19 protein-coding genes are annotated in these 23,204 nt (G+C 74.3%); 12 read left to right on the top strand and 7 right to left on the bottom strand.

The window, feature by feature from the left end; genetic code table 11:
- Window positions 1–4: 4 nt before the first annotated feature.
- Together ACF062_RS07775 and ACF062_RS07770 are read right to left on the bottom strand one after the other, a co-directional pair.
- Window positions 5–1,621: a peptidoglycan-binding protein gene (locus ACF062_RS07775; RefSeq protein ID WP_392136887.1), complete on the bottom strand. Its 1,617-nt coding sequence runs from the start codon at window positions 1,619–1,621 to the stop codon at window positions 5–7.
- A gap of 108 nt (window positions 1,622–1,729) precedes the next feature.
- Entirely contained in the window at window positions 1,730–4,963 is a 3,234-nt protein-coding gene (locus ACF062_RS07770) for a BTAD domain-containing putative transcriptional regulator (protein WP_392136886.1), read from the bottom strand.
- 429 nt (window positions 4,964–5,392) lie between these two features.
- On the opposite strand from ACF062_RS07770, the gene ACF062_RS07765 reads away from it, so the two are divergent.
- The 12 genes from ACF062_RS07765 to ACF062_RS07710 all read left to right on the top strand — a co-directional run bounded on the left by ACF062_RS07765 (window position 5,393) and on the right by ACF062_RS07710 (window position 19,255).
- Entirely contained in the window at window positions 5,393–6,982 is a 1,590-nt protein-coding gene (locus ACF062_RS07765) for a phage tail sheath family protein (RefSeq protein ID WP_392136885.1), read from the top strand.
- A 66-nt stretch (window positions 6,983–7,048) separates the two neighbouring features.
- Window positions 7,049–7,492, top strand: a complete 444-nt coding sequence (locus tag ACF062_RS07760) for a phage tail protein (protein ID WP_223777379.1) — start codon at window positions 7,049–7,051, stop codon at window positions 7,490–7,492.
- On the top strand, window positions 7,492–7,917 hold the full coding sequence (locus ACF062_RS07755; RefSeq protein WP_223777378.1) for a hypothetical protein: 426 nt from the start codon (window positions 7,492–7,494) through the stop codon (window positions 7,915–7,917). The genes ACF062_RS07760 and ACF062_RS07755 overlap by 1 nt, the downstream gene beginning before the upstream one ends.
- Complete coding sequence (locus tag ACF062_RS07750) at window positions 7,914–8,072, top strand: DUF6760 family protein (protein WP_392136884.1); 159 nt, start codon at window positions 7,914–7,916, stop codon at window positions 8,070–8,072. The genes ACF062_RS07755 and ACF062_RS07750 overlap by 4 nt, the downstream gene beginning before the upstream one ends.
- 2,567 nt (window positions 8,073–10,639) lie before the next feature.
- Complete coding sequence (locus ACF062_RS07745) at window positions 10,640–11,629, top strand: hypothetical protein (RefSeq protein ID WP_392136883.1); 990 nt, start codon at window positions 10,640–10,642, stop codon at window positions 11,627–11,629.
- A 65-nt stretch (window positions 11,630–11,694) separates the two neighbouring features.
- Window positions 11,695–12,132, top strand: a complete 438-nt coding sequence (locus ACF062_RS07740; RefSeq protein ID WP_392136882.1) for a phage tail protein — start codon at window positions 11,695–11,697, stop codon at window positions 12,130–12,132.
- A 1-nt stretch (window position 12,133) separates the two neighbouring features.
- Window positions 12,134–12,883, top strand: coding sequence for a LysM peptidoglycan-binding domain-containing protein (locus ACF062_RS07735; protein WP_223777373.1), 750 nt, complete (start codon window positions 12,134–12,136; stop codon window positions 12,881–12,883).
- Entirely contained in the window at window positions 12,880–14,799 is a 1,920-nt protein-coding gene (locus ACF062_RS07730; RefSeq protein ID WP_392136881.1) for a VgrG-related protein, read from the top strand. The genes ACF062_RS07735 and ACF062_RS07730 overlap by 4 nt, the downstream gene beginning before the upstream one ends.
- 51 nt (window positions 14,800–14,850) lie before the next feature.
- Entirely contained in the window at window positions 14,851–15,264 is a 414-nt protein-coding gene (locus ACF062_RS07725; RefSeq protein WP_392136880.1) for a GPW/gp25 family protein, read from the top strand.
- Between the two features lie 6 nt (window positions 15,265–15,270).
- A complete protein-coding gene (locus tag ACF062_RS07720) occupies window positions 15,271–17,250 on the top strand; it encodes a putative baseplate assembly protein (protein ID WP_392136879.1) in 1,980 nt (659 codons plus the stop codon).
- Window positions 17,247–17,903, top strand: a complete 657-nt coding sequence (locus ACF062_RS07715) for a phage tail protein (protein WP_392136878.1) — start codon at window positions 17,247–17,249, stop codon at window positions 17,901–17,903. Before ACF062_RS07720 ends, ACF062_RS07715 begins: the two co-directional genes overlap by 4 nt.
- Complete coding sequence (locus ACF062_RS07710) at window positions 17,903–19,255, top strand: NADase-type glycan-binding domain-containing protein (protein WP_392136877.1); 1,353 nt, start codon at window positions 17,903–17,905, stop codon at window positions 19,253–19,255. The genes ACF062_RS07715 and ACF062_RS07710 overlap by 1 nt, the downstream gene beginning before the upstream one ends.
- Before the next feature lie 117 nt (window positions 19,256–19,372).
- Here ACF062_RS07710 and ACF062_RS07705 read toward each other — a convergent pair whose 3' ends face one another.
- The 5 genes from ACF062_RS07705 to ACF062_RS07685 form a co-directional block, all read right to left on the bottom strand.
- Window positions 19,373–20,296 (bottom strand): LLM class F420-dependent oxidoreductase, encoded by a 924-nt coding sequence (locus tag ACF062_RS07705; RefSeq protein WP_392136876.1) that lies wholly within the window; start codon window positions 20,294–20,296, stop codon window positions 19,373–19,375.
- A gap of 127 nt (window positions 20,297–20,423) precedes the next feature.
- Entirely contained in the window at window positions 20,424–20,906 is a 483-nt protein-coding gene (locus ACF062_RS07700; protein ID WP_392136875.1) for a DUF6099 family protein, read from the bottom strand.
- Window positions 20,907–21,088: 182 nt separating this feature from the next.
- Entirely contained in the window at window positions 21,089–21,424 is a 336-nt protein-coding gene (locus tag ACF062_RS07695) for a nucleotide pyrophosphohydrolase (protein WP_356572185.1), read from the bottom strand.
- Window positions 21,408–22,586, bottom strand: coding sequence for an AAA family ATPase (locus ACF062_RS07690; protein WP_392136874.1), 1,179 nt, complete (start codon window positions 22,584–22,586; stop codon window positions 21,408–21,410). The genes ACF062_RS07695 and ACF062_RS07690 overlap by 17 nt, the downstream gene beginning before the upstream one ends.
- A 168-nt stretch (window positions 22,587–22,754) precedes the next feature.
- Window positions 22,755–23,174 carry an RICIN domain-containing protein gene (locus tag ACF062_RS07685; RefSeq protein WP_356572189.1) on the bottom strand — a complete coding sequence of 140 codons (420 nt, stop codon included), beginning with the start codon at window positions 23,172–23,174 and terminating at the stop codon, window positions 22,755–22,757.
- Window positions 23,175–23,204: the final 30 nt, after the last annotated feature.

The raw sequence follows: 23,204 nt of genomic DNA, 5'->3' as shown, positions 1-23,204 counted from the left end.
TCGCTCATCGCCCTACCACGCCGGGATTCTTCACGCTTCCGCCGACCATCGCCCGAAGGGTCGCGCTGTCCGCGACGCCGGTCCGTGGGAGGCCGACGGCCCCCTGGTACTCCTTGATGTGGGCGGCGGTGTTACTGCTGTACCTGGCCGTGGTCGGCGCGCTGCGGCCATTTGCGAAGTAGGCGACGCCGTGCTCGGCGTAGGCCCGGTCGCGGTTCAGGTCGTCGTCGCTGATACCGGCCTGCGAGGCCCACCAGAACGCGGCCTGCAACTGCACGACCTCCCAGTTGTCGGCGCCGGAGCGGACGTCGTCGGCGCGGATGCCCTGGGCCCACAGGGAGGTGAGGGTGGCCCGGCCGAGGGTGCCCTTGTCGTCGGTGGCGAAGATCTGGGCGGTGTTCTTGCCGCTGCTCTCGCCGGCACGGACCACGGCTTCCTGGTAACAGATCAGCGAGGCCTCGGTGTTGGCGTCGATGACGCCCGGGGTCACGCGGCCGTTCAGCGTGCACGGATTCTTCGAGCCGAGGGCGGCGAGGCGGTGCTGGGCGTACTCCACGACGACGTCGGCCTTGTAGCCGCGCTTCCACGGCGGTCCCGCCTTGGAAGTACCGCCGGAGCGGGGGGCCTTCGGCCTGTCCGCGGCCGTGCTGCCGTCGCTTCCCCCACCACCTCCGCCGCCGCCACCGCCGCCACCGCCTCCGCCGGAGCCGCCCTTGTCGCCGCCGGGCAGCTCCGCTCCACCGCCACCGCCACCATCCGGTTCGTCGCTGATCTTCTTGTCCTTGGGGGGCTCGGGGGCGTTCACGAGCTTCTTCTTCTCGCCGCCCTGCGGAGCCGCGTCCGGGGCCGGGGCGGCCTGGTTCTCGCGGGCGGAGCCGGTCAGCTTGGGGGCGAAGGAGAACCAGAGCACCACGAACGCGACGGCGAGGGCGGCGAGGACGCCGCCGAGGGCGAGGAGCCCGCGCGGCAGGACCGGCCGCTGGTCGAAGCTGCCGGGCAGCTCGTGGGCCGTCTCGTCGCCGGACCGGCGTACGGAGACGGTGAGCGGGTGCGGCTTCGCCTGGCCCGTCCACAGCACCTGCTGCGGGCGGATCGTCACCTTGGCGAACGCGGCCCGGCCCGGCGCCACTTGGATGCCGGCCGGCAGGACCTCGAACGTCAGCAGCTCGGCGTCGTCGCGGGCGGTCAGGGACGCGGTGAGCGGGGTGTTGCCGAGGTTGTCCACGGCGACGCGGGCCCGGCCGCGGAAGCGTCCGACGACGGTGGGCGGCAGCAGCTCGGCCCGGATCTCGGAGAACGGCGTGAGCGTGACCTGCCCCTCGACGACGTCGCGGGTCTGCGGGTTCTCGCGGGGCTCCACGCGGATGCCGAACGGCGTCGGCCCCGCCGTCGAGTCCGGTGAGCGGGGCGGCGCGAAGGAGATCTCGGCGGTGCCCTCGCTGCCCGGGTAGAGCCGCAGGACCTCCGGTTCGACGCGGGACCAGCCCGCCGGGGCGCCGACCACCCCGAGCCGGTACTCCTCGACCGTGTCTCCCGTATTGCGTACGCGAAGCCGTACGGTTGCTCGGCCACCGGGGTCAACGGTCACCGCGGCCGGGTCAAGGGAGTTCCACCACGTCATACGGGCACGGTAGAGCCCGCCGCCGGGGCTCTCCTTGTACGAAAGGGCCACGTCAGGGGCAGCCCGCACTGCCCTCCCGTACGGGCCCGCGGGCCGTGCCGGGGCGGCTCAGCCGTGAGCCGACAGGAGGGGCCGGTCCGCGCCGGCCCTGGGCTTCCACTGGGCGAGCTGCTCGGCGAGCTCGGTGGCCTCCATGGCGCCGCGCCGGTCCATGACGCGGTAGGCGATCAGCAGGGCGGCCCTGGCCCGGTCGAGGTCGCCGAGAGCGAGCAGCGCCCGGCCGCGCGCGGCCATCGCCAGGGCGTGGCAGAACGCGTCGCCCAGCTCTCCCTCGACGGCCAGCGCCGCGTCCGCGCAGTCCATGGCCTTGCCGGGGCTGCCGAGCTCCAGTTCGCAGGCGGCGAGGCGGGCCCAGCACAGCGCCTCCCAGCGGGGATCGCGCGCGCGGGCGTGCAGCCGCCGCGCCTCGCGCAGCCGGTCGGCGGCCTCGGCGGCCCGGCCGTCCGCCAGCAGCGCGCAGCCCGCCTGGTAGAGGACGTGCGCGAGGGTGGACGTGCCGCCCAAGTGCCGTGCCTGGCGCACGGCTTCGGTCAGGGCGGTGTCGGCTTCCGCGCGCCGCCCGAGGGTGACGTGCACCCGCGCCATGTGGGAGAGGACGCGGATGCGGTCGCTGTGTCCGCCGAGTGCTCCGAACCGGGCGTAGGCCAGGCGCAGTTGTTCCAGGGCCGCCGCGGGGCGGCCCGTGCCCATGAGGACGATGCCCAGCTCGTGGGTGCCCTCGGCGCCGACCAGCGGATCGCCCGCGGTCGCGGCCAGGCGCAGGCTCTCGCGCAGGGCCCGCTCGGCGCGGCCGTAGGTCTCTGTGCCGTAGTGCGGGGCGCCGAGGAGCCGCAGGGCGCGGGCCGCGGCGAGGTCGTCGCCGTGGCGGCGGGCGGTGCGCAGGGCGAGTTCGGCGAGGGGTTCCAGGTCGCGGTGGCGGGCGGTGCCGGCCAGCAGGTGGGACCAGGCGGTGAGCAGGTCCACGGTGGGGCGCAGGCCGGACGGTGCGCCGCCGTCGTCCCCCGCCGCGTCCGGGATGTGCCGCAGGGCGTTCTCGGCGGCCGCGTACAGGCGGGTGTGCGCGACGACCAGCCAGTCGCGTGCGGCGGCCTCGTCCGGCAGGTCCTTGCCCGGGGAGGCCGGCCGGTGCAGCAGGCCGGGCAGCACGCTGTGCGGCTTCAGGTGGCGGATGGCGGTGACGACGGTGGCCAGGACGTAGTCGAGGAAGCGGAGCCGGGCGTCGGCGCGCTCTCGGGGGCTCTCCCGGCGCTCGCACTGCCGGCGCGCGAAGAGCCGTACGAGGTCGTGGAAGCGGTAGCGGTCCTCGCCGTGCAGCTCCATCAGGCCCGCGTCGACGAGGCGTTCCACCGCCGTCTCCGCCTCGTCGTCGGGCACGTCGAGCAGGGCGCCCGCCGCGCCCCGGCAGAAGGAGGGCATGTAGCAGAGCGACACCATGCGGAAGGCGCGGGCGAGGTCCGCGTCGAGCGCCTCATAGCCGAGCCGGAAGGTGGCCTCGACGCCGAGGTCGTCCACCCGCAGCTCGTCCAGCCTGCGGTGCTCGTCGCGCAGCCGGGCGGCGAGGTCGGCGACGGAGCGGCCGGGCCTGGCGGCCAGGCGGGCGGCGGCGATGCGGACGGCGAGGGGCAGTCCGCCGCAGGTGGCGACCAGTTCGCGGGCGGCGGCCGGTTCGGCGGCCACGCGGTCGTCGCCGATCATGGCGGCGAGCAGGCCGAGCGCCTCCCGTTCGTCCATGGTCTCGACGTCGACGAGGCGGGCGCCGGGCAGGGTGATGGTCCGTGAGCGGCTGGTCACCAGGACCGCGCAGCCGGGGGTGCCGGGGAGCAGGGGCCGTATCTGCGCGGTGTCGCGGGCGTTGTCGAGGAGGACGAGCACGCGGCGCCCGGCGAGGAGCGAGCGGTACAGGGCGGTCTGCTGGTCGAGGCCGTCCGGTACGGCGCTCTCGGAGACGCCGAGGGCGCGCAGGAAGCCGGTGAGCGCGCTGCCGCTGTCGACGCCCGGCGCGGGGTCCGCGCCACGCAGGTCCACGTACAGCTGCCCGTCGGGGAAGTCCTCGCGTAAGGCGTGGGCGACGTGCACCGCCAGTGCGGTCTTGCCGACGCCGCCGAGTCCGGTGAGCGTGGCGACGGCCATCGTGGTGCCGGTCACGGCCCTGCCGAGCGTCTCCCGCAGCAGGCCGACTTCAGCCTCGCGGCCCGCGAAGTCGGGTACGTCGGGCAGGAGTTGGGCGGGGGCCGCGCCGCCGCCCACGCCGCCGTCCACGTGGCGTACGGGGACGCGGGGACGGGGGCTGTCCGCGAGGCGCGGCGGGGCGTTCAGCGGGGTGGCGTTCAGCGGGGTGGCGTTCCGGGGCGGGCCGGGGGTGGCCGCGGCTGCCGGCGGGAGCGGGCCGCCGCCTCGCAGGCCGTTGTACAGGTCGGTGAGTTCGGGGCCGGGGGCGACGCCGAGTTCGGTGGCGAGCGTGCGGCGCGCCGTCTCGTACACCGCGACGGCGTCCGCCTGCCGGCCGCAGCGGTGCAGGGCCAGCATCAGCAGGGCCTGGGCGCGCTCGCGCAGCGGATGTTCGGCGGCGAACACCCGCAAGGGGGCGGTCGTCTCGCTGTGCCGGCCGAGCGCCAGGGCGCAGGCGAGGAGTTCCTCCTGGGCGGTGACGATCAGTTCGGTGAGCCGGTCGCGCTGGCGTTCGGCGTAGGGGCCGGGCAGGCCGGCCAGAGGTGTGCCGTCGGACAGGGCGAGCGCCGCCGTCAGCTCCTCGTGGGCGTCGGCGTGCCGTCCCGCGCCGCTCATGCGCCGCGCCGCGGCCACCCGGTCCTCCAGCTCGCACGCGTCCAGGGCGGCGCGCGGGACCCGCAGGGCGTAGCCGTCACCGGCCGACACCAGGAGCCGGGCGGGTTCGCGGGCACGCCGGTCGGGTTCGAGCAGGGCGCGCAGCCGGGAGACGTACGTACGCAGTGTGCCCACCGCCCGCGGCGGCGGCTCCTCGCCCCACAGCGCGTCGACCAGCTCGGAGGCGGAGACCGGCCGCCCGTCGCGCAGCAGCAGCACGGCGAGGGTGGCGCGCTGCTGTGGCGAGCCGAGCTTCAGCTGCTGCCCGTCGCGCCGGGCCCGCACCGGCCCGAGGACCTGGAACCACAGTCCCGCGCCGGGGTCGCCGCGGTCGGCCGCCCGCTCGCCGTCGCCGTCGTGGCCCGGAACACCCCGCGCGTCGCCCCACATGGTCAGCCCGTACCCCTTGCCCGTGAAGCACCGCGGATGTGCCCGTTCGTACTGGCCACGGATGGCCATCAGCACCAAACGTTACGACAGTCGTACCGCCCTTCCGACACACCCGGCCCACTTGCGCCACCTTGTTGACCAGGTATTGACGCTGCTGAGACGCGGTGCGGGGCATATGCGCCAAGGAACACGCACATTCGGCCGAGCCGGGCGCCGCGGGGAACGGCGGGCCCTTTCTTGCCCTCGCCGGCGCCCCGGCGGGTGTCCGGACGGGCAGCGCGCGTTGCCCCCGGCGACGGCCGCGGGCGCGCCGCCCCGCACGCCGTCGCCGGTGAGCCGGACCGGGCGGCCGAACGGGCAGCGGCCTCTGCCCTCGTTGACGTCCGTTCGTCTCTACGCACCGGCCCGCGCGTGAGACATCGTCACCGATATCGACCGGTCACGGACCCACGTCGAACCGTCGATCGCCCTCCCTCCAGGAAGAGAGCCAGGACCCACATGCCCACGTACCTGTCCCCCGGTGTCTACATCGAGGAAGTAGCCAGCGGTTCTCGACCCATCGAGGGCGTCGGCACTTCCGTGGCGGCCTTCGTCGGTCTGGCGCCGCGCGGTCCGCTCAATGAGCCGACGCTCGTGACCAACTGGTCACAGTACGTCGCGGCGTTCGGCGAGTTCACCGACGGGTACTACCTGGCGCACTCCGTGTACGGGTTCTTCAACAACGGCGGCGCCGCCGCGTACGTCGTCCGGGTCGGCGGCACCGACACTGCCGAGGCGGGCCCGCAGGGCGCGGCCCCCGCGCAGGCGCCGAAGCAGCTGACCGCGGGCGAGCCGGTGGCGCTCGGCGCCTTCACGGTGTCGGCGATCACGGCGGGCGCCACGGGCGGGGCCCTCACCGTCGAGGTGCAGGACGGCGAGGGCGAGAGCGCCGCCGACCGCTTCAAGCTGGTCGTCAAGGACGGCGAGAAGGTCGTCGAGAGCTTCGACGTGAGCGCGAAGAAGACCGCGCGCAACTACGTCGTCACCCAGGTCAAGCAGCGTTCCAAGGTCATCGTCCTGGAAGAGGCGTCGGCGGGCGGCCAGGTGGCACGGCCCGAGGCCCAGACGGTCACGCTGGCGCCGCCCGCGCCCGCCGCCGCCGTGCCCGCGACGGCCTCGCCGGGCGGCGTCGCGCCCCGCGTCGAGACCGCCCAGTTCATCGGCGACTCCGCCGACCGCACCGGGTTCGGCGGTCTGGAGGCCCTGGACGAGATCAACATGGTGGCGGTGCCGGACCTGATGGCCGCCTACCAGCAGGGCCTGATCGACGAGGAGCAGGTCAAGGCCGTCCAGCTCGGGCTGATCTCGCACTGCGAGCTGATGGGCGACCGCATGGCCATCATCGACCCGCCCCCGTCGCTCAACGCCCGCCAGGTGCGCCAGTGGCGCCAGGAGACCGCGGGCTACGACTCGCGTTACGCGGCCCTCTACTACCCGTGGATCAAGTCCTTCGACCCGGCCACCGGCCAGTCGGTCCTCGTGCCGCCGTCCGGCCACATGGCGGGCGTCTGGGCGCGCAACGACTCCGAGCGCGGCGTGCACAAGGCGCCGGCCAACGAGATCGTGCGCGGCGCGGTCGACCTGGAGCTCCAGATCACCCGTGGTGAGCAGGACCTGCTCAACCCGATCGGCGTCAACTGCATCCGCGCCTTCCCGGGCCGCGGCATCCGCGTGTGGGGCGCGCGGACGATGGCGTCCGACCCGGCGTGGCGCTACCTGAACGTGCGCCGCTACTTCAACTACCTCGAGGAGTCGATCCTCATCGGCACCCAGTGGGTGGTCTTCGAGCCGAACGACCACGCGCTGTGGGCGCGCATCCGCCGCAACGTCTCGGCGTTCCTGGTCAACGAGTGGCGCTCGGGCGCCCTGTTCGGCCAGCGCCCCGAGGACGCCTTCTACGTCAAGTGCGACGAGGAGACGAACCCCGCCGAGTCGGTCGACCTCGGCCGTGTCGTCTGCGAGATCGGCATCGCGCCGGTCAAGCCCGCCGAGTTCGTGGTGTTCCGGCTCGCGCAGTTCTCCGGCGGGGGCGGCGAGCTGGAGGAGTAGACCGCGTACGCCCGTCAAGCACCGCCCACGACACACGCACGAGAACCGCTACAGGAGTGAACCCCCTTGTCCCTTCAGCCCGGTGACGCTCTCACCACACACAACTTCGGCCTCCAGATCGACGGCGTCATGGTCGAGTACCTGCAGGAGGTCAGCGGCCTGTCGATGGAGCAGGACGTCATCGAGTACCAGCAGGTGTCGGCGGACGGGAAGCCCGTCGTGAAGAAGATGCCCGGCGTGAAGAAGGCCGGTGAGTGCACGGTCACGCGCGGCATGACGCAGAGCCCCGTCTTCAGCGAGTGGATCAACAAGTCCATCGCGGGCGACATGGGTTCGGCGCGCAAGAACGCCACGATCATGATGATGGACTACCAGAACTCCCCGGTGAAGCGGTACAACCTGCGCAACGCCTGGTGCAGCAAGGTGGAGACCAGCGGGGTCAAGGCGGGCGACGCCGCCGCCCTGACCGAGGCGGTCACCATCGTCTTCGAAGAGCTGGTCATCGAGTAATGCGGCGCGAAGGCCCGGCGGCGCCCGGGGCAGCAGCGGCGGGGACCCGTGAACCGCTGCGCACGGAGTTCGAGTTCGAGCTGCCGCGCGGTTTCGTCGACGAGTCCGGCACGGTGCACCGCAACGGCGCGATGCGGCTGGCGACGGCGCGCGACGAGCTGGTCCCGCTGCGGGACGTGCGGGTGCGCGAGAACCCCGCGTACCTCTCGGTGGTGCTGCTCGGCCGGGTCATCACCCGGCTCGGCACGCTCGGCGCCGTCCACGACGGCACGGTGGAGAACATGTTCGCCTCCGACCTCGCCTTCCTCCAGGACTTCTACCGGCAGATCAACGCGGAGGGGCACACGCGGGCCGCCGTGGCCTGCCCGCACTGCGAGGAGTCCTTCGAGGTGGAGCTGGCCGGGAGCCGCCTGGGGGAATCGTGACGTACGCCGCCGACCGCATCGAGGAGGAAGTCGCGTACCTCGCCTACCACTTCCACTGGGGCATGAACGACATCCTCGACCTCGAACACGCGGACCGGCGCGCGTACGTGGCGCGGACGGCCACGTTGGTGGAGCGGGCGGAAGCGGGTCGGTGAGTCGGTGGGTCAGGCAAGTCGGTGAGTCGAGGTAAGTGATGGGCTTGTTCGGGTGGCGACGCGGGTCGCGGAGCCGTGGGGCGGAGGAACCGGCGCGGGCTGACGCCGGTGCGGGTTCCGATGCCGGTGCGGGTTCCGGTTCCGGTGCCGAGGTGCGGCGTGACGGCGGCTGGGCTGCCGTGCCGCCGGTCCAGCGTGTCCTCGCCGTGCCGCGTACGGTCGCCGAGCGGGGCTTCGGCGCGACGCTCGCCACCCACCAGAACCCGTCCTTCGGCGGGGAGCTGGGCCACGCGGTGCGTGCCTCGGCCCCCGGCGGCCTGCTGCGTGACGTACTCAGGCCCGTGGCCGGCCGGCCGGGCAGCCTCGACCTGCCCGCGCTGCGCCTGCCGGTCCGCGGGATGCCGGAGCCGCTGGGCGAGGATGCGGGTCCCATGGGTGTACGACACGCCGCCGGGCGCGCCACGCCTTCCGCTGCGTCTGCCGGCGGTACGAGGGCGGCCACCGGTGGCCCGGAGGCCTCGCGGCGTCCCGGCCCTGCTGCCCCTCCGGCCTCCGGCACGGGCGGACATGCGGTGACGTCCGCGGTGGCGCCCCCCGCTGTGCCGTCGGCGCCGGCTCCCGCCCCCGGCAGACCTGTACAGCGAGCCGCCGACCGGCCGACCGGGGCCACGGCTCCGCGCCCGGCGGAGAGCACCGCTGCCCGCGGTACCTCTGCCTCGGGCACGGCCCCCGCTCCCGGGAAGCCGGCAGCGCCCGCCGAGGGCATGACCGCGCACAGGCCGGACGACGGTGCGGCTCCTCTCACCGGCGGCCCCGTCACACCGACGCCGAGCGTCACCCCCGCTACGGGGAAAGCCACGCCGCGACCGGCCACGCCCGCCGAGGGCATGACTGTGCAGAGGTCGGACAGCGGTGCGGCTCCTCTCACCGGCGGCCCCGTCACACCGACGCCGAGCGTCACCCCCGCCCCCGGGAAGACCGCACCGCGACCGGCCACGCCCGCCGAGGGCATGACTGTGCAGAGGTCGGACAGCGGTACGGCTCCTCTCATCGGCGGCCCCGTCACACCGACGCCGAGCGTCACCCCCGCTTCCGTGCCCGCTCCCGGGAAAGCCGCACCGCAGCCCGCCACGCCTGCCAAGGGCACGACCGCGCACAAGCCGGACGGCAGTACGGCCCCTCTCATCGGCGGCCCCGTCACACCGACGCCGAGCGTCACCCCCGCCCCCGGGAAGACCGCACCGCGACCGGCCACGCCCGCCAAGGGCATGACTGTGCAGAGGTCGGACAGCGGTACAGCCCCCCTCATCGGCGGCCCCGTCACACCGACGCCGAGCGTCACCCCCGCTTCCGTGCCCGCTCCCGGGAAAGCCGCACCGCAAACCGCCGCACCCACCAAGGGCACGACCACACCGGCGCCGAGCGTCGCGCCTGCTACCGCCCCCGGGAAGACGGCACCACAGCCCGCCGCACCCACCAGGGGCACAGCCGCGCCGACGCCAAGCGTCGCACCCGCTCCCGGGAAGGCGGCACCACAGCCCGCCACGCCCACCGCCCCCGCCAAGGACACGCCCACCCGCAAGCCCGCCGACGGCACGGCTCCGCTCAGCAGCAGCCGCAGTGCCTCGGCAGTTCCGGGAGCAACCACCGCTCCCCACAAGGGCATACCGGGGGCCAAGGGCCCGGCCTCCGGCACATCAGGCAGCGATACAGCCCCCCTCATCGGCAACCCCAGCACGCCGATGCCGAGCGTCACCCCCACCCCCGTCCAGACCGCACCTCAGACCACCGCACCTCGGACCACCGCACCTCAGGCCACCGCGCCCGCGAGGAACCACGCCGGCCACAACACCCCGCAGCCGCCGCCCGGCCGAGCCCCCGGGGCCGCCACGAATCCCGCGCCGGGAGCGGCCCGCACTCCCGGTAGCAGCGCCGCACCGCCTACCACCCCGCCCGCCGACGGCCCCTCGCGGCCCTCCGGCCAAGCCCCCAAGGCCACCGGCAGTCCGGCCCCCGCCCAACCCCACCCCGTGCAACGCAAGGCGTCCCCTACAGGCCCCCGGCCCGCCCCCGCCGACAGCGTCGCCCCGCTCACCGGCACCCGGACGCCTCCCGCCCCCAGCGCGCACCCCGACCGACTCAGCCACGGACCGGACGCACGGCCCACGCCCCCGCATGCGCACCCGCAGCCGTCCGGCGCACAGCCCACCGCCGCCACCGTCCGGCACGCCGAAACCTCCCGCGCCGCGACGTCCCCCGACTGCGCCCCACCCGTACCCCTGGTACAACGCACACCCGCAGCGCGTTCCCCCTTGGTGTCCGCCGTGCCGAGCGTGGTCCCCCAGCGGCGGCTGTTCCCCGTCGGGGCCGTGCGCAGGGCGAGCGTGGGCCATGCCGATGCCCCGGACGGGCCGAGCCCTCGAACCGGTTCGTCTTCCGCACCGGACGCCTCCCCCGGCGTCCGGACCACCGATGTCCCCGGGCCGGTGCCCCCCGCCGGCCCGGGGATGCCTGCCGCAGCCGTTCCCGCCCCCGGGGACGTGTCCGCGGCGGCAGACCCCGTCGCTGTGCGGGCGGATTCCCCCGTCCAGCCCGTACAGCGACGGCCTCTCGTACGCCGCGTCCGGCGCTCCCCGGACGACGGCGCCACCCCGGGCGGGCGTCCGCGCACCGGGCTCGGCAAGCCGCTGCCCCAGCAGGACGCCTCCGCACCCGGAAGCCCCGCGCCGGTCACTCCCGTGCAGAAGGCCACGACAGCCGCCCCCTCCACGCAGCCCTCGGCCCCCGCTCCCACCCCGGAGCCCCGGCCCACTGCCGCCACACCCGCACCCACGCCCGCCGCCTCGAAGCCGCTGCCCGTCGTACCGCTCAACCGAAGCGTCACTCCCGCCAGCCACCGCCCCGCGGCCGCCGCGGCCGCCCTCCCGCTGGCGCCCTCCCGGAGCCTGACCGTCCAGCCCGCGGCGGCAGACCGCGCCACCCCTTCGCCGCGCGCCCCCGAGGGACGGCCGGTACCGACCCCCGTGCCGCTCCAACGCTCCGCGGGCACGTCCACGACCGCCGCCGCGGCCACCGCCCCGGTCGTCGTCCCCCTGGGCAAGCCGGGCCCCCGAACACCGCGCCGGACGGCTGCCCCCGCGCCCGCTCCCCCGGCTGCGCCCGCCACCCCCGGCTTCACCTCCGTACCGGCCGCGCCCCCCGTACGTGCCTCTGCCCAACCCGCCGCCCGACCGGCCACCGTCCAGCGGCGCTCGGCCCAGCCCGCACCCACGCCCGCACCCACGCCCACGCCCGCCCCGGCCCCCGCCGCACGCCCCCCGCACACCGCCACGACCACCACGGCGAGCACCGCCACTCCCCCCACCCCCGGCGAGAACGGCAACGGCGGCGGCGCGAGCCCCGGTGCCTCCGCGTCCCGCCCGCCCGCCTCCGAATCCAGCCCCGCCGAACTCGACGACCTCGCCCGGCGCCTGCTGGCCCCCCTCTCCCGGCTGCTGCGCGCGGAGCTGCGCGGTGATCGCGAGCGGATCGGCCGGCTGCGCGACCACGGCCGCTGACCGGCCCGCCCGCACGCCCACCCGCCCGTCCACGCCCGTCTCGCCGCCACAGGAAAGAACCCCCGATGCCCTCGACCCTGGACCCCGGTTCCACCGTCTTCTTCAAGCTCACCATCGACGGCCAGGACCTCGGCCTGTTCAACGGCTGCGACGGGCTCTCCTCCGAGGTGGAGGTGGAGCAGCGCCAGGAGGGCGGCAACAACGGGTTCGTGTGGCAGCTGCCGACCCGCGTGACGTTCTCCACCATCCGCCTCACCCGGCCGCTGACCGCCGACACCTCGCGCGTGGCGTCCTGGATCTCCTCCATCGCGACCGGGATCTCCCGGCCCACGGCCCAGATCGCCGCCCTGCGCGCGGACGGGTCCATCGTCGCGCAGTGGGGCCTCGTGGAGGTGCTGCCGGTGCGCTGGCAGGGGCCGAGCCTCAGTCCGGACAGCCCGAGCGTGGCGACCGAGACGCTGGAGATCGCGCACCACGGGTTCACCGACGCGGGAGGTGTCTGAGATGGCCGCGCCGACCGGCGGCAAGGCGGGCGCGAGCCTCGTACGGGCCGCGCTCGCCATCCATCAGCCGCCCACCGACCTGGGCGGCTCGCTGGGCGGGAAGATCGGCGAGGTCGAGTTCCAGTTCAACCCGACGCAGCTCCAGATGGGCCGCTCCGCGGAGTGGCGCACGCAGCCCGCGGTGGCCTACATGCGGGGCGCGCCGCCGAAGTTCACCGGATCCGTGCCCGCCACGCTCCAGCTGGAGGTCTTCCTCGACTCCTCGGGGGCGCCGAACTCCGGCAAGGTGCAGAAGCAGGTGGAGCTGCTGCTCTCCTGCTGCGAGGTGACGCCGCAGAGCGTGACCTCCAAGCGGCCCTCGCCGCCCTGGGTGCGGTTCTCCTGGGGGTCGTTCAACACCGTGCAGTTCGTGGCGTACGTGACCAGTGTCAGCGCGACGTACACCCTGTTCAATCCGACCGGCGAGCCGATCCGCGCGACGTGCGCGCTGTCGCTCACCGAAGTGGCGATGCCCACCAAGGGGCAGAACCCGACGTCCGGCGCGCTCTCCGCCCGCCGCGTGCACCGCACCGTGGCCGGTGACTCGCTGGCCTCGCTCGCCTGGCGGGAGTACGGCGACGCCACCCGCTGGCGGCTGATCGCCGAGGCGAACGACATCGACGACCCGATGCGGCTGAGACCCGGCACCGAACTGCTGCTGCCCGCCGCCGAAGAGGCCCGCCCCGCGCCCGCGCACAGGGAGTCCGCATGAGCGAGAAGACGTACACGAGCGTCCTGCACGCCGAGATCGGCGGCGCCCGGCTGCCCGACAAGCTGGCGGTCCTGCTCGTCGAGGGCTGGGTGGACTCCAGCGTGAACGTGCCGTCCGCCTTCCAGCTCACGTTCGCCGACGAGGGCGGTGACATCCTGGAGAAGTTCCCGCAGATCGAGGTGGGCGCCAAGGCCGTCCTGTGTCCGTTCACGGACGGCGTGCGCGGCAAGCCGATGCTGACCGGCGAGGTGACCGCCCTGGAGGTGGACGCCGACGGGGGCGGCAAGTCCCTCGTCGTACGCGGCTACGACCCCGGACACCGGCTGCTGCGCAACCGCCGCGTGCAGGGCTTCCCGAACATGACGGCCTCCGACATCGTGCGCCGCGTGGCCGCCCTCAACAGCCTGAAGCTCGGCAAGATCGAGGCGACGCCGACGGTCTACGAACTGGCCACCCAGCCCAACATCACCGACTGGGACTTCCTGTCGCGCCTCGCCCAGGAGAACGACGCCCACCTGTCGTTCGACGAGAACGGCAAGCTGTGCTTCGGCAAGCTCAAGCCCGCCGCGGGCGCGCCCGCCGACACGACGCCCGCCGCGCAGAACCCCTACGTCCTCGAATTCAAGCACAACGCGCTGCACAGCCGCGTCGCGGTGACCGCCGCCGGGCAGGTCTCCACGGCGGAGGCGCGCGGCTGGGACATGCGGACCAAGCGGCCCCTGTCCGCGCGGGCCCCGGCGGTCAGCAGCAAGGACATCGTCGCCGACATCACGCCCGCCCAGCTCTCGCGGCCCTTCGGTAAGGCCGAACTGACCAGTACACATACTCCGTACACCACGCAGGCCCAAGTGCGTCACGCGGCGCAGGCGTTGGCGGACGACGTGGCCGGTTCCTTCGCGGAGCTGGAGGTCGCGGTCACCGGCAACCCGGACCTGAGGCCGGGGCAGCCCGTGGCTCTGAAGGGCGCCGGTTTCCCCTTCGAGGGGAAGTACACGGCGACCGGCGTGCGCCATGTCTTCGAATCGGGGCGGCAGTTCACGACCTGGCTGACGGTGTCGGGGCGGCAGTTCCGCTCGCTGTACGGCCTCGCCTCGGGTGGCGCCGACGCCGCGCCGCCGATGCCGGGCGTCGCCATGGCCCTGGTCAGCAACGCCAAGGACCCGCTCAAGCTGAACCGCGTCAAGCTGCGCTTCCCGTGGCTCTCGGAGACGTACGAGAGCGACTGGTGCCGCATCGCGCAGCTGGGCGGTGTGCGGGGCGGCGGCCTGATGCTGCCCGAGGTCGGCGACGAGGTGCTGGTGGCGTTCGACCGGGGCTCGCTCGAACATCCGTACGTACTCGCCGGGTTGTACAACGGTGTCGACAAGCCGACGCCCAACACGGACGGCCTACAGCCCATCGACCCGACCAGCGGCCGGGTCAACTGGCGCTCCATGGCCTCGCGCAGCGGTCACACAGTGGAGCTGGTGGACGCCAAGTCGCGCATGAAGAGCGGCATCCGGTTGCAGACCGGCAACGGCCGGCTCACCGTCCACATGGACGAGACGCGCACCAGCGTGACGATCCGCAGCGACGGTTCGGTGTCCATCTCCGGCACCCGCAACGTCAGCATCAGGGCGGGCGGCAACCTGTCGCTGACCGCGGGCGGCTCGCTGACGATGAGTGCGGGCGGGGCCGTGGACATCAAGGCGGGCGCGAAGTTCGGCGTCGTCGCGGGCGGCGCGGCGGACATCAACGCGACCGGCATGGTCAGCCTCAAGTCGGCCGGCGCGATCGCGGTCAACTCGGTGGGCGCGGTCACCGTCAGCGCGGTCGGCGCGGTGGCCGTCAACGCGGGCGCCGCGGCGGCCATCAGCTCGCCGGCCACGGTCGCGCTGAGCGCACCGGCCGTCCTGCGCAACGGCATTCCGTTCTAAGGGGCGCGACAGACATGCGTTCATGCGTTCCGTTCCGAGAGGGCGACAGAGATGAGTGAGCAGTTCGTCGGCGCGGGCTGGACCTTCCCGCTGCGCACGGACGCGGGCGGCGGCATAGCGCTGGCCCGCCGCGAACGCGAGATCGAGGAGTCGATCCGGCTGGTGCTCGCCACGGCACCCGGTGAGCGGCCGATGCGGCCCGAGTTCGGCTGCGCCGTCCACGACCTGGTGTTCGCGCCGGTCAACGAGGCGACGGCGGGCCGGATCCGGTACGAGGTGCGGTCCTCGCTCGACCGGTGGGAGCCCCGCATCGAGGTCATCGACGTCGAGGTCGGCCCGGCGCCCGACGATCCGTCCGTCCTGTTCATCGACGTGAGCTACACCGTGCGCGGCACCAACAACCCGCGCAGCCTCGTCTTTCCCTTCTACGTGATCCCGTCCACGGAATCAGAGAGCGGAGTCTGAAGTCCGATGGCCCTGCCCGCACCCCACCTCGACGACCGGCGTTTCCAGCAGTTCGTCGACGACGCCAAGCGCTACATCCAGCAGCGCTGCCCGGAGTGGACCGATCACAACGTCTCCGACCCGGGCGTCACCCTCGTCGAGGCGGTCGCGCACATGGCCGACCAGGTCGTCTACCGCCTCAACCGCGTGCCCGAGAAGAACCACCTGGCCTTCCTCGACCTGCTCGGCGTCACCCTCTTCCCGCCCTCGGCGGCCCGCGCCGACGTCACCTTCTGGCTCTCGGCGCCGCAGCCCGAGCCGGTGGTGCTGCCCGCCGGTACGGAGGTGGCCACCAGCCGCACGGAGACCGAGGAGGCGGTGGCCTTCGCGACCGAGGCCGACCTGACGGTGGTGCCCTGCGAACTGGACGCCATCCTGCGCCAGGAGGCGGCAGGCACCCCGCAGGACTGCGGGCAGGACGTCTTCGGCGGGCGCGACGTGGGGGTCTTCGCCGAGCACCCGCGGCCGGGCGACACGCTGCTGTTCGGGCTGAGTGCCGCCGTGCCGCGCAATGTGGCCGTGCTCCAGCTGGACAGCCGCGTCGACGGTGTCGGCGTCGACCCGCGCCAGCCGCCGCTGGTCTGGGAGGCGTGGACCGCCGAGGGCTGGACGGAGTGCGAGGTGGAGGAGGACTCCACCGGCGGCCTCAACCGGCCCGGCGACGTCGTCCTGCACATCCCGGCCGGGCACGTCGTCTCGCGGGTGGGGCGGCAGGACGCGGGCTGGGTGCGGTGCCGCGTCGTCGAGGCCGCGCAGGGGCAGCCGTTCTACAGCGCGTCGCCGACCGTGCGGGCGGCGTCCGCGTTCACCATCGGCGGGACGACGGTCGTCGCGCACGCCGACGTCGTGCGCGACGAGCTGCTCGGCGACTCCACGGGCGTGCCGGGCCAGCGGGTCCGGCTCGCCCAGGCCCCGGTCGTCGCCGACCGGCCGCCGCTCCTCCTGGAAGTCTCCGAGGGCGCCGGGGGCTCCGACGAGGACGGCGTGGGCTGGCAGGAGTGGCAGGTCGTGGACCACTTCGCGGCGTCGGGGCCGCACGACCGGCATGTGACGCTGGACGCGGCGACCGGCGAGATCGCCTTCGGCCCCGCCGTACGCGAACCGGACGGGTCGCTGCGGCAGTTCGGCGCGGTGCCCGCCAAGGGCGCCGCCCTGCGCGCCACTCGCTACCGCACCGGCGGCGGGCGCGCGGGCAATGTGGCGCGCGGCGCGATCCAGGTGCTGCGCAGCTCCATCCCGTACGTCGCCCGGGTGGAGAACCGCGAGGCGGCGCGCGGCGGGGTGGACGGCGAGACGGTGCAGGAGGCCAAGGTCCGCGCGCCGATCGCGCTGCGCGCCCAGGAGCGGGCGGTCACCGCGCGCGACTACGAGGAGCTCGCGCGGCGCGCGGCGCCCGAGACGGCTCGCATCCACTGCCTGGCCGCCGACGCGGCGGACGCGGGCGAGAACGCGGTGCGGGTCCTCGTCGTCCCGCAGGCCGTGCCGGACCGCGGCGGCCGCCTCCGCTTCGAGCAACTGGTCCCCGGCGACGAACTGCTCTCCCGCGTCACGGACTTCCTCGACGACCGCCGCCCCATCGGCACCCGGCTCGCGGTCGGGCCACCCTTCTACCAGGGCGTCACGGTCGTCGCGACGCTGCACTCCTTCCGCGCCGCGCAGGCCGAGCGGGTGCGGGCGGAGGCCCTCGACGCGCTCTACGCCTACCTGGACCCGCTGACCGGCGGGGCGCACGGCGCGGGCTGGCCGTTCGGGCGCCCGCTGCGGGCGGGCGAGATCTTCGCGGCGCTCCAGCGGGTGCCGGGCGTGGAGCTGGTCGACGAGGTCCTCCTGCACCCGGCCGACCCCCTCACGGGCCGCCGGGGCGACGCCACCGACCGCATCGAACTCACCCCGTCCGCGCTGCTGTTCCCCTTCGACCACCGCGTGCGCGTCATCGAGGCGCGATGACGGCGCCGACGGGCTCGGTGGGCTCGGTGGGCTCGGGTCCCGCACTGCTGCGCAAGGCCGGGGGCGCCGCCTCTTCGGGGCCGGGGGGCGGCTCGCGGCGCGGTTCGCTGCCGTCGCTGGTCTCCGCGCATCCGCTGGGCGAGCAGCTGCCCGCGGTCTTCGCCGACGACGACTTCGCGCTGCGCTTCGTCTCCGGTCTCGACATCGTGCTGGCGCCCGTCTTCACGGTCCTGGACTGCCTGGAGGCGTACTTCACGCCCGCCCTGGCGCCCGAGGACTTCCTCGGCTGGCTCACGGACTGGGTCGGCACGGAGCTCGACGGCACCGAGCCGCTGTCGTTGCGCCGCCACGCGGTGGCCTCGGCCGTGGCCCTGCACCGGGTGCGCGGCACCCGCCGCGGCCTGTCCGCCGCCGTCGAACTGGCCTTCGGCGTACGGCCCCTGATCACCGAGAGCGGCGGCGCGACCTGGTCCGCGCGTCCGCTCGGCCCCTTCCCCGGGGCTCCGCGCCCCGGCCTGCACGTGACCCTGCGGGTGCCCGACCCGGCCTCGGTGGACCCCTACCGCCTGCGGTCCGTGGTCGCCGCGGCCCGCCCCGCCCACCTCCCCTTCACGGCCGAGGTGACCGCCCTGCCCTCCCCTGAAGGAACCTGATGCCCGAGCAGCCTGAGACGGACCCGATGCCCAACTCCCCTTCCCCTGCCTCCTCCACGTCCCCCAGCCCCTCGTGTCCCGAGTGCGGCGCCCCCGCCCGGCAGCGGGGCCAGTCCTTCTGCGACTCCTGCGGCGCCTTCCTCCGCTGGGACACCCCGGCGAGCCCGGTGAACGCCCCCGCCCAGGACGGCGCCGCCGCCCCGAGCACTCCCGCCCCGCCCCGTCCGCACCAGGCCGCCGCCTCGGACCGCCCCGCGCCCGCGCCCACTCCCGCACCGGGCGCCACGGACACCACCGTCCCGCTCCCGACGACCGCACCGACCGAGCCCCCCGGCAGCACACCCGCGGGCGCCTCGTCGTCAAGCGACTCGGCATCGGGCGGCTCCGGCGGCGCACCCGCGTCCGGGACACCCTCGGGCAGCGCGCCCCCCGGCAACTCGTCTCCCGACAGTTCCTCCTCCGGTGGGACACCCCCGCGCGGCTCGTCCTCCGGAACCGGCATGTCCGACACCGCCATCCGCTCGCTGCTCGTCCCCGTACCGGAGGCCTCCGAGCCCGTCGCCCCCGCGGAGACACCGGGCGGTGTGCTGCCGGGCAGGCCCGAGGCGGCGCGCCCGCGCGTACGCCGGCCCGCCGTGCCTGCCGAGCCCGAGTCCGGCGCCCCGTGCCGTGGCTGCGGGACGGCCAACGCCCCGCGCCGGCACTTCTGCCGCAGCTGCGCCACCCCCCTGAAGGACTCCGCGGCCACGACCGCCGAAGGCCCGTACGCCGGTCAACGGCCGCGCCTGCACCGCGACCGCACCCGGTGGATCGCCCGCGCCGTGGGCGTCGCGGTGGTCGTCGGCCTGGTGGCCGGCGGCATCTTCGGCGGGCCCCCGGCCGCCCGCGCCGTGCAGGACCACTTCGCCAAGCGGGTGCCCGTGCACCCGACCGACTCCAGCGCCTCGCACTCCGCCCCCAAGCAGGCGGCGAAGCTGGCCTTCGACGGCTACTCCAACACCTGGTGGGGCACGGGTTACGCGGGCGACTCGGCGGGCCAGTGGATCCAGGCCGACTTCGGCCAGCCCACCGACCTGCTCAACCTGCTCATCACGCCGGGCACCTCCCCCCGCACCGCCCAGGCCGCCCAGCAGGCCAGGCCCATGGAATTCGACCTGGTGGTCAGCGATTCGGCGGGCAAGGAGCACACCATGCACCGCCGGATCAACGACGGCGGCATCCAGAAGATCGACGTACGCGTACGGGACGCGGTGAGCGCACGGCTGATCCTGCGCTCCGCGTACGGCGTGGCGGACAACCGCCAGGTGGCCATCGCCGAGCTGGAGTTCTTCGGCCGCTCGACCGGGCAGTAACCGCCCCGACGCCGGGCAGCGGGACCGCGCGACCGGCCGTGGGAGTGGCCGCCGGGCACCGGAGGGGTGCGCCCGGCGGCCACGACTGGGGGGCCGCCACGTGGACCGGACCGGCGGCTAGGACAGCTGGGACTGAACCTGCGAGGAGATCAGCTCCAGGTGGTCCAGGTCGGCGAGGTCCAGGCACTGGAGGTAGATGCGGCTCGCGCCGATCGCCTCGTACCGCCCGATCTTGTCGACGACCTCGGCCGGGGAGCCCGCGAGGCCGTTGGCCTTGAGCTCGTCCACCTCCCGTCCGATGGCCGCCGCGCGCCGGGCGACCTCCGCGTCGTCCTTGCCGACGCAGGCCACAAGGGCGCTGGAGTAGACCAGGTCGCCGCCCTTGCGCCCGGCCTGCTCGGCCGCCGCGCGGACCCGGCCGAACTGCCGCTCGCTGTCCTCGACCGAGGCGAAGGGGATGTTGAACTCGTCGGCGTACCGCGCGGCGAGGCGCGGGGTGCGCGTCGCGCCGTGGCCGCCGATGAGCACGGGCACCTTGGCCTGCGCGGGCTTGGGCAGGGCCGGGGAGTCGGTGAGCCGGTAGTGCTTGCCGTCGAAGTCGAAGGTCTGGCCGATCTCCGTGGCCCACAGGCCGGTGACGATCTCCAGCTGCTCCTCCAGGCGGGCGAACTTCTCCTTCGGGAAGGGGATGCCATACGCCTTGTGCTCCTCCTCGAACCAGCCTGCCCCGAGGCCCAGTTCGACCCGGCCGCCGGACATCTGGTCGACCTGCGCCACCTGGATCGCGAGGACGCCGGGCAGGCGGAAGGTGCCCGCCGTCATGAGCGTGCCCAGCCTGATCCGCCTGGTCTCCCGCGCGAGCCCGGCCAGGGTGATCCACGCGTCCGTGGGACCTGGCAGCCCGTCGGCGGAGCCCATGCGCAGGTAGTGGTCGGAGCGGAAGAAGGCGTCAAAGCCGAGGTCCTCCGCGGCCTTGGCGACGGTGAGCAGGGTGTCGTAGGTCGCCCCTTGCTGGGGCTCGGTGAAGATGCGAAGATCCATGGCTCCATCCTGCCCGGTCGCATGCCCGTCGGCCCCGCCGGTCCCGCCGGTCCGCGGCTGCCCCGGTCGGGTGAAAAAGCGTCGGCACCGCCGCCCCGCCCGGGCGGCGCCGGCGCGCACCGGCGCCTCATGCCGGCCCCGCCGCCGAGTCGGGCTCCGGCAGACCGCGCTCGCGCACCGCGAGCCTGCGCAGCATCTCAAGGACCCGGTCCCTCGACTCGTCGGCGGCGTCTATCGCCTCCATGCACTGCCAGTACACCCCCTCGTCGGCGGCACCCATCGCGACACCGACGAGCGCGATGCCGACCTCGCCGAGGAGCCGGTCGAGGGCGACCAGGACCGCATGGGTGTCGCCGGTCTCGGTGAGCCGCGCGGCTCTGATGTCCTCCGTCCCGAGGTGCGGGGCGTCGAGCAGTCCGCAGGCCCTGCCGCCCACTTCGCTCAGCCCCAGCGCCTCGCCCCGTAACTCGGGAGGGCCCGTGACCGCGAGGCGGCTGCCGATCGCCTGCGCGAGCGCCTGCGACTGCCACACCTCCACGACGATGCCGATCGGGTCCTGGCTCAGCGCCAGCGCACGCCGGTTCACCTCGATGAGCCGCATCGCGTCCATGCGCAGCCCCCCATCCATCCCGCGCGCCCACACCGCACGTCCGCCCGAACTCGCCTGTCCACTACCCAGAGTGATACTCATCCGGGCGAAAAGCCAGGGGAGGGCGGAATTCTGTGGACAAGTAATCGAAATTGGACAAGGCATCCACTCCGGAGAGTGACGAAAATATCGAGGAAGGGGTGCTACGGGCCCTCGGGAGCCGGAAAACGCTCCTCGTTCCGCTCGATCTTCGCCGCGAGCGCGGCCAGCGCGTCGATCCCCAGGACCTCGCAGAACTGGAGCAGATACGCGAGGACATCGGCCACCTCGTCCGTCACCCGGTGCGCGGTGTCCGGGTCCCGCATCACCTGTTCCGACTGCTCCGGCGTCAACCACTGGAAGATCTCGACCAGTTCGGACGCCTCCACGCTGAGCGCGGCGGCCAGGTTCTTCGGGGTGTGGTACTGCTCCCAGTCGCGGGCCGCCGCGAACCGGGCCAGCCTTCGTTGCAGTCCCGCCACATCAAGTCGTTCCGTCACGCCCCAGGTCTACCACCGAGGCGTCGGCGGCGTCGGCCGCCCCGGCGGCGTCGCGCACCGCCCCGACCAGGCGGATGTGGCCGCGGGCGCAGGTCCGCGCCGCCAGTTCGCCGAGCGCGCGCACCTGCCGCGCGTCCAGTCGGCGGTCGAGGTCGTCGGCGAGGACGGTGAGGGTCTGGTACGCCTCCGGGACCTCCGCGACCGGATCGACGGCCAGGACACCGGGTCCTGTGAGCAGGACGAGCGCCAGCGCGAGGTACCTCAACTCGCTGTCGCCGAGGCGTGCCAGAGGCGTACGCACACCGTCCCCCCGGTCGATGAACGCCTGCACCGATCCGTCCTCCGCCTCCTCGGCGAACACGTCGGCGACCGGCCCCGCGCATCCTTCGCGCACCGCCGTGACGAGCAGCGCGTGGCGTCCCGCGCACTCGGCGCGGGTGCGCCACAGGACCTCCGCGAGGTTGTCGCAGCCGCTCAGCAGGCGGCCCGCGCCGATCAGTCCGGCCGGGACCGGGGCGCGCATCCGGCTGGGCCGCGGATCGCAGGCGAACGCCGAGCGCAGCGCGACGACGACCTGTTCGGCCGCCGCGAGCACCAGGCGCTGCCCGTCGGTCTTGCCCGCCACGCGCAGCGGCACGAGCGCCGTGCCGAGCCGGTCGTCCGGCATGGGGGCGCGGGTCACGGGCGCGGTGCCCGCGGTGTGCCAGGCGGCCTGGACCATGCGCCGCCCGGGGTCGCGCAGCGCCGTCTCCAGGAGGGCGAGGCCGCCACGCGTCAACCGCTCGCCCACGACGCGGAGTTCCGGTTCGGCCTGGACGGCGAGGTCGAGCCGGATGGTGCCTGCGGGCCCCTCGACCGTGCAGCCGATGCGGAACCCGCGGCGCCGCTGGCCGTCGGCGCGGGCCCGTTCGGGCACGCACGCCGCGGGGTCGTCGAAGACGTCGACCAGTTCGGCACCGGCGCTGAGCCGCGCGAGGGCCTCGTACGCCCGCAGCGCGCTGGTCTTGCCGCTGCCGCTGGGTCCCGTGATCAGCGTGAGCGGACCGAACGGGAGGACCGTGCCGCGATGCCCGGCGAAGGCGGACAGCCGCAGCTCGGTGACCTGCGGCCGGTCCAGGCCTGCCGGCGGCCGAGCGGCCGGCACCGGGGAGAACACCGTCATGTCCGGAAGCTAAGCGGCGTCGCACGGGGCGAACCGTTCCGCCAAGCCGACCTTCCTACGATCGGGGGATTCCCCCCGAAGCTCCCCCACACCGCCTCTCCGAGGGGATACAGCCGAACTCCCGCCCACCGGGGTCGGGCCGGTGAACGGGAGCTCCTCGGTTTCTCGTCAGGCGCGCTCGAACAGCCACTCCTGGCTCGGGGACAGGGTGCCGGACTCGATGATGGCCTGGGTGCCCTCGGAGTCACTGGAGAGCGTGGCGACCTGGAGGGTGCCGGGGTAGCTGACGCGGTAGGCGTTCTCGGCCACGGGGGCGAGCGACCAGACGACGTAGAACGGCTGGACGGCCAGCTTGGGCGGGTACGACCGGTCGGTGGAGAGGTTCAGGAAGAGCTCACCGAGGACCGACCTGATGATGACCTCGTACGGGCTGTGCGTCTGGGTGATCTCCCACTTCTGGTTCTCGCTCTTCTGCCAGTGCCAGCCGATGACGGGCACGTTGGGCGCGGTGATGCCGCCGCTCAGGTCGAGCACGCGGTCCGCGTAGGCGGCGCACTTGATGAAGTAGGTACCGGATTCGATGGCCACGGATTCTCCCCGGTGGACGCAGACGTCGGA

This window comes from Streptomyces sp. NPDC015345 (assembly GCF_043078805.1).
Taxonomy (GTDB): domain Bacteria; phylum Actinomycetota; class Actinomycetes; order Streptomycetales; family Streptomycetaceae; genus Streptomyces.
This window is presented reverse-complemented; position numbering and strand designations above follow the sequence as displayed.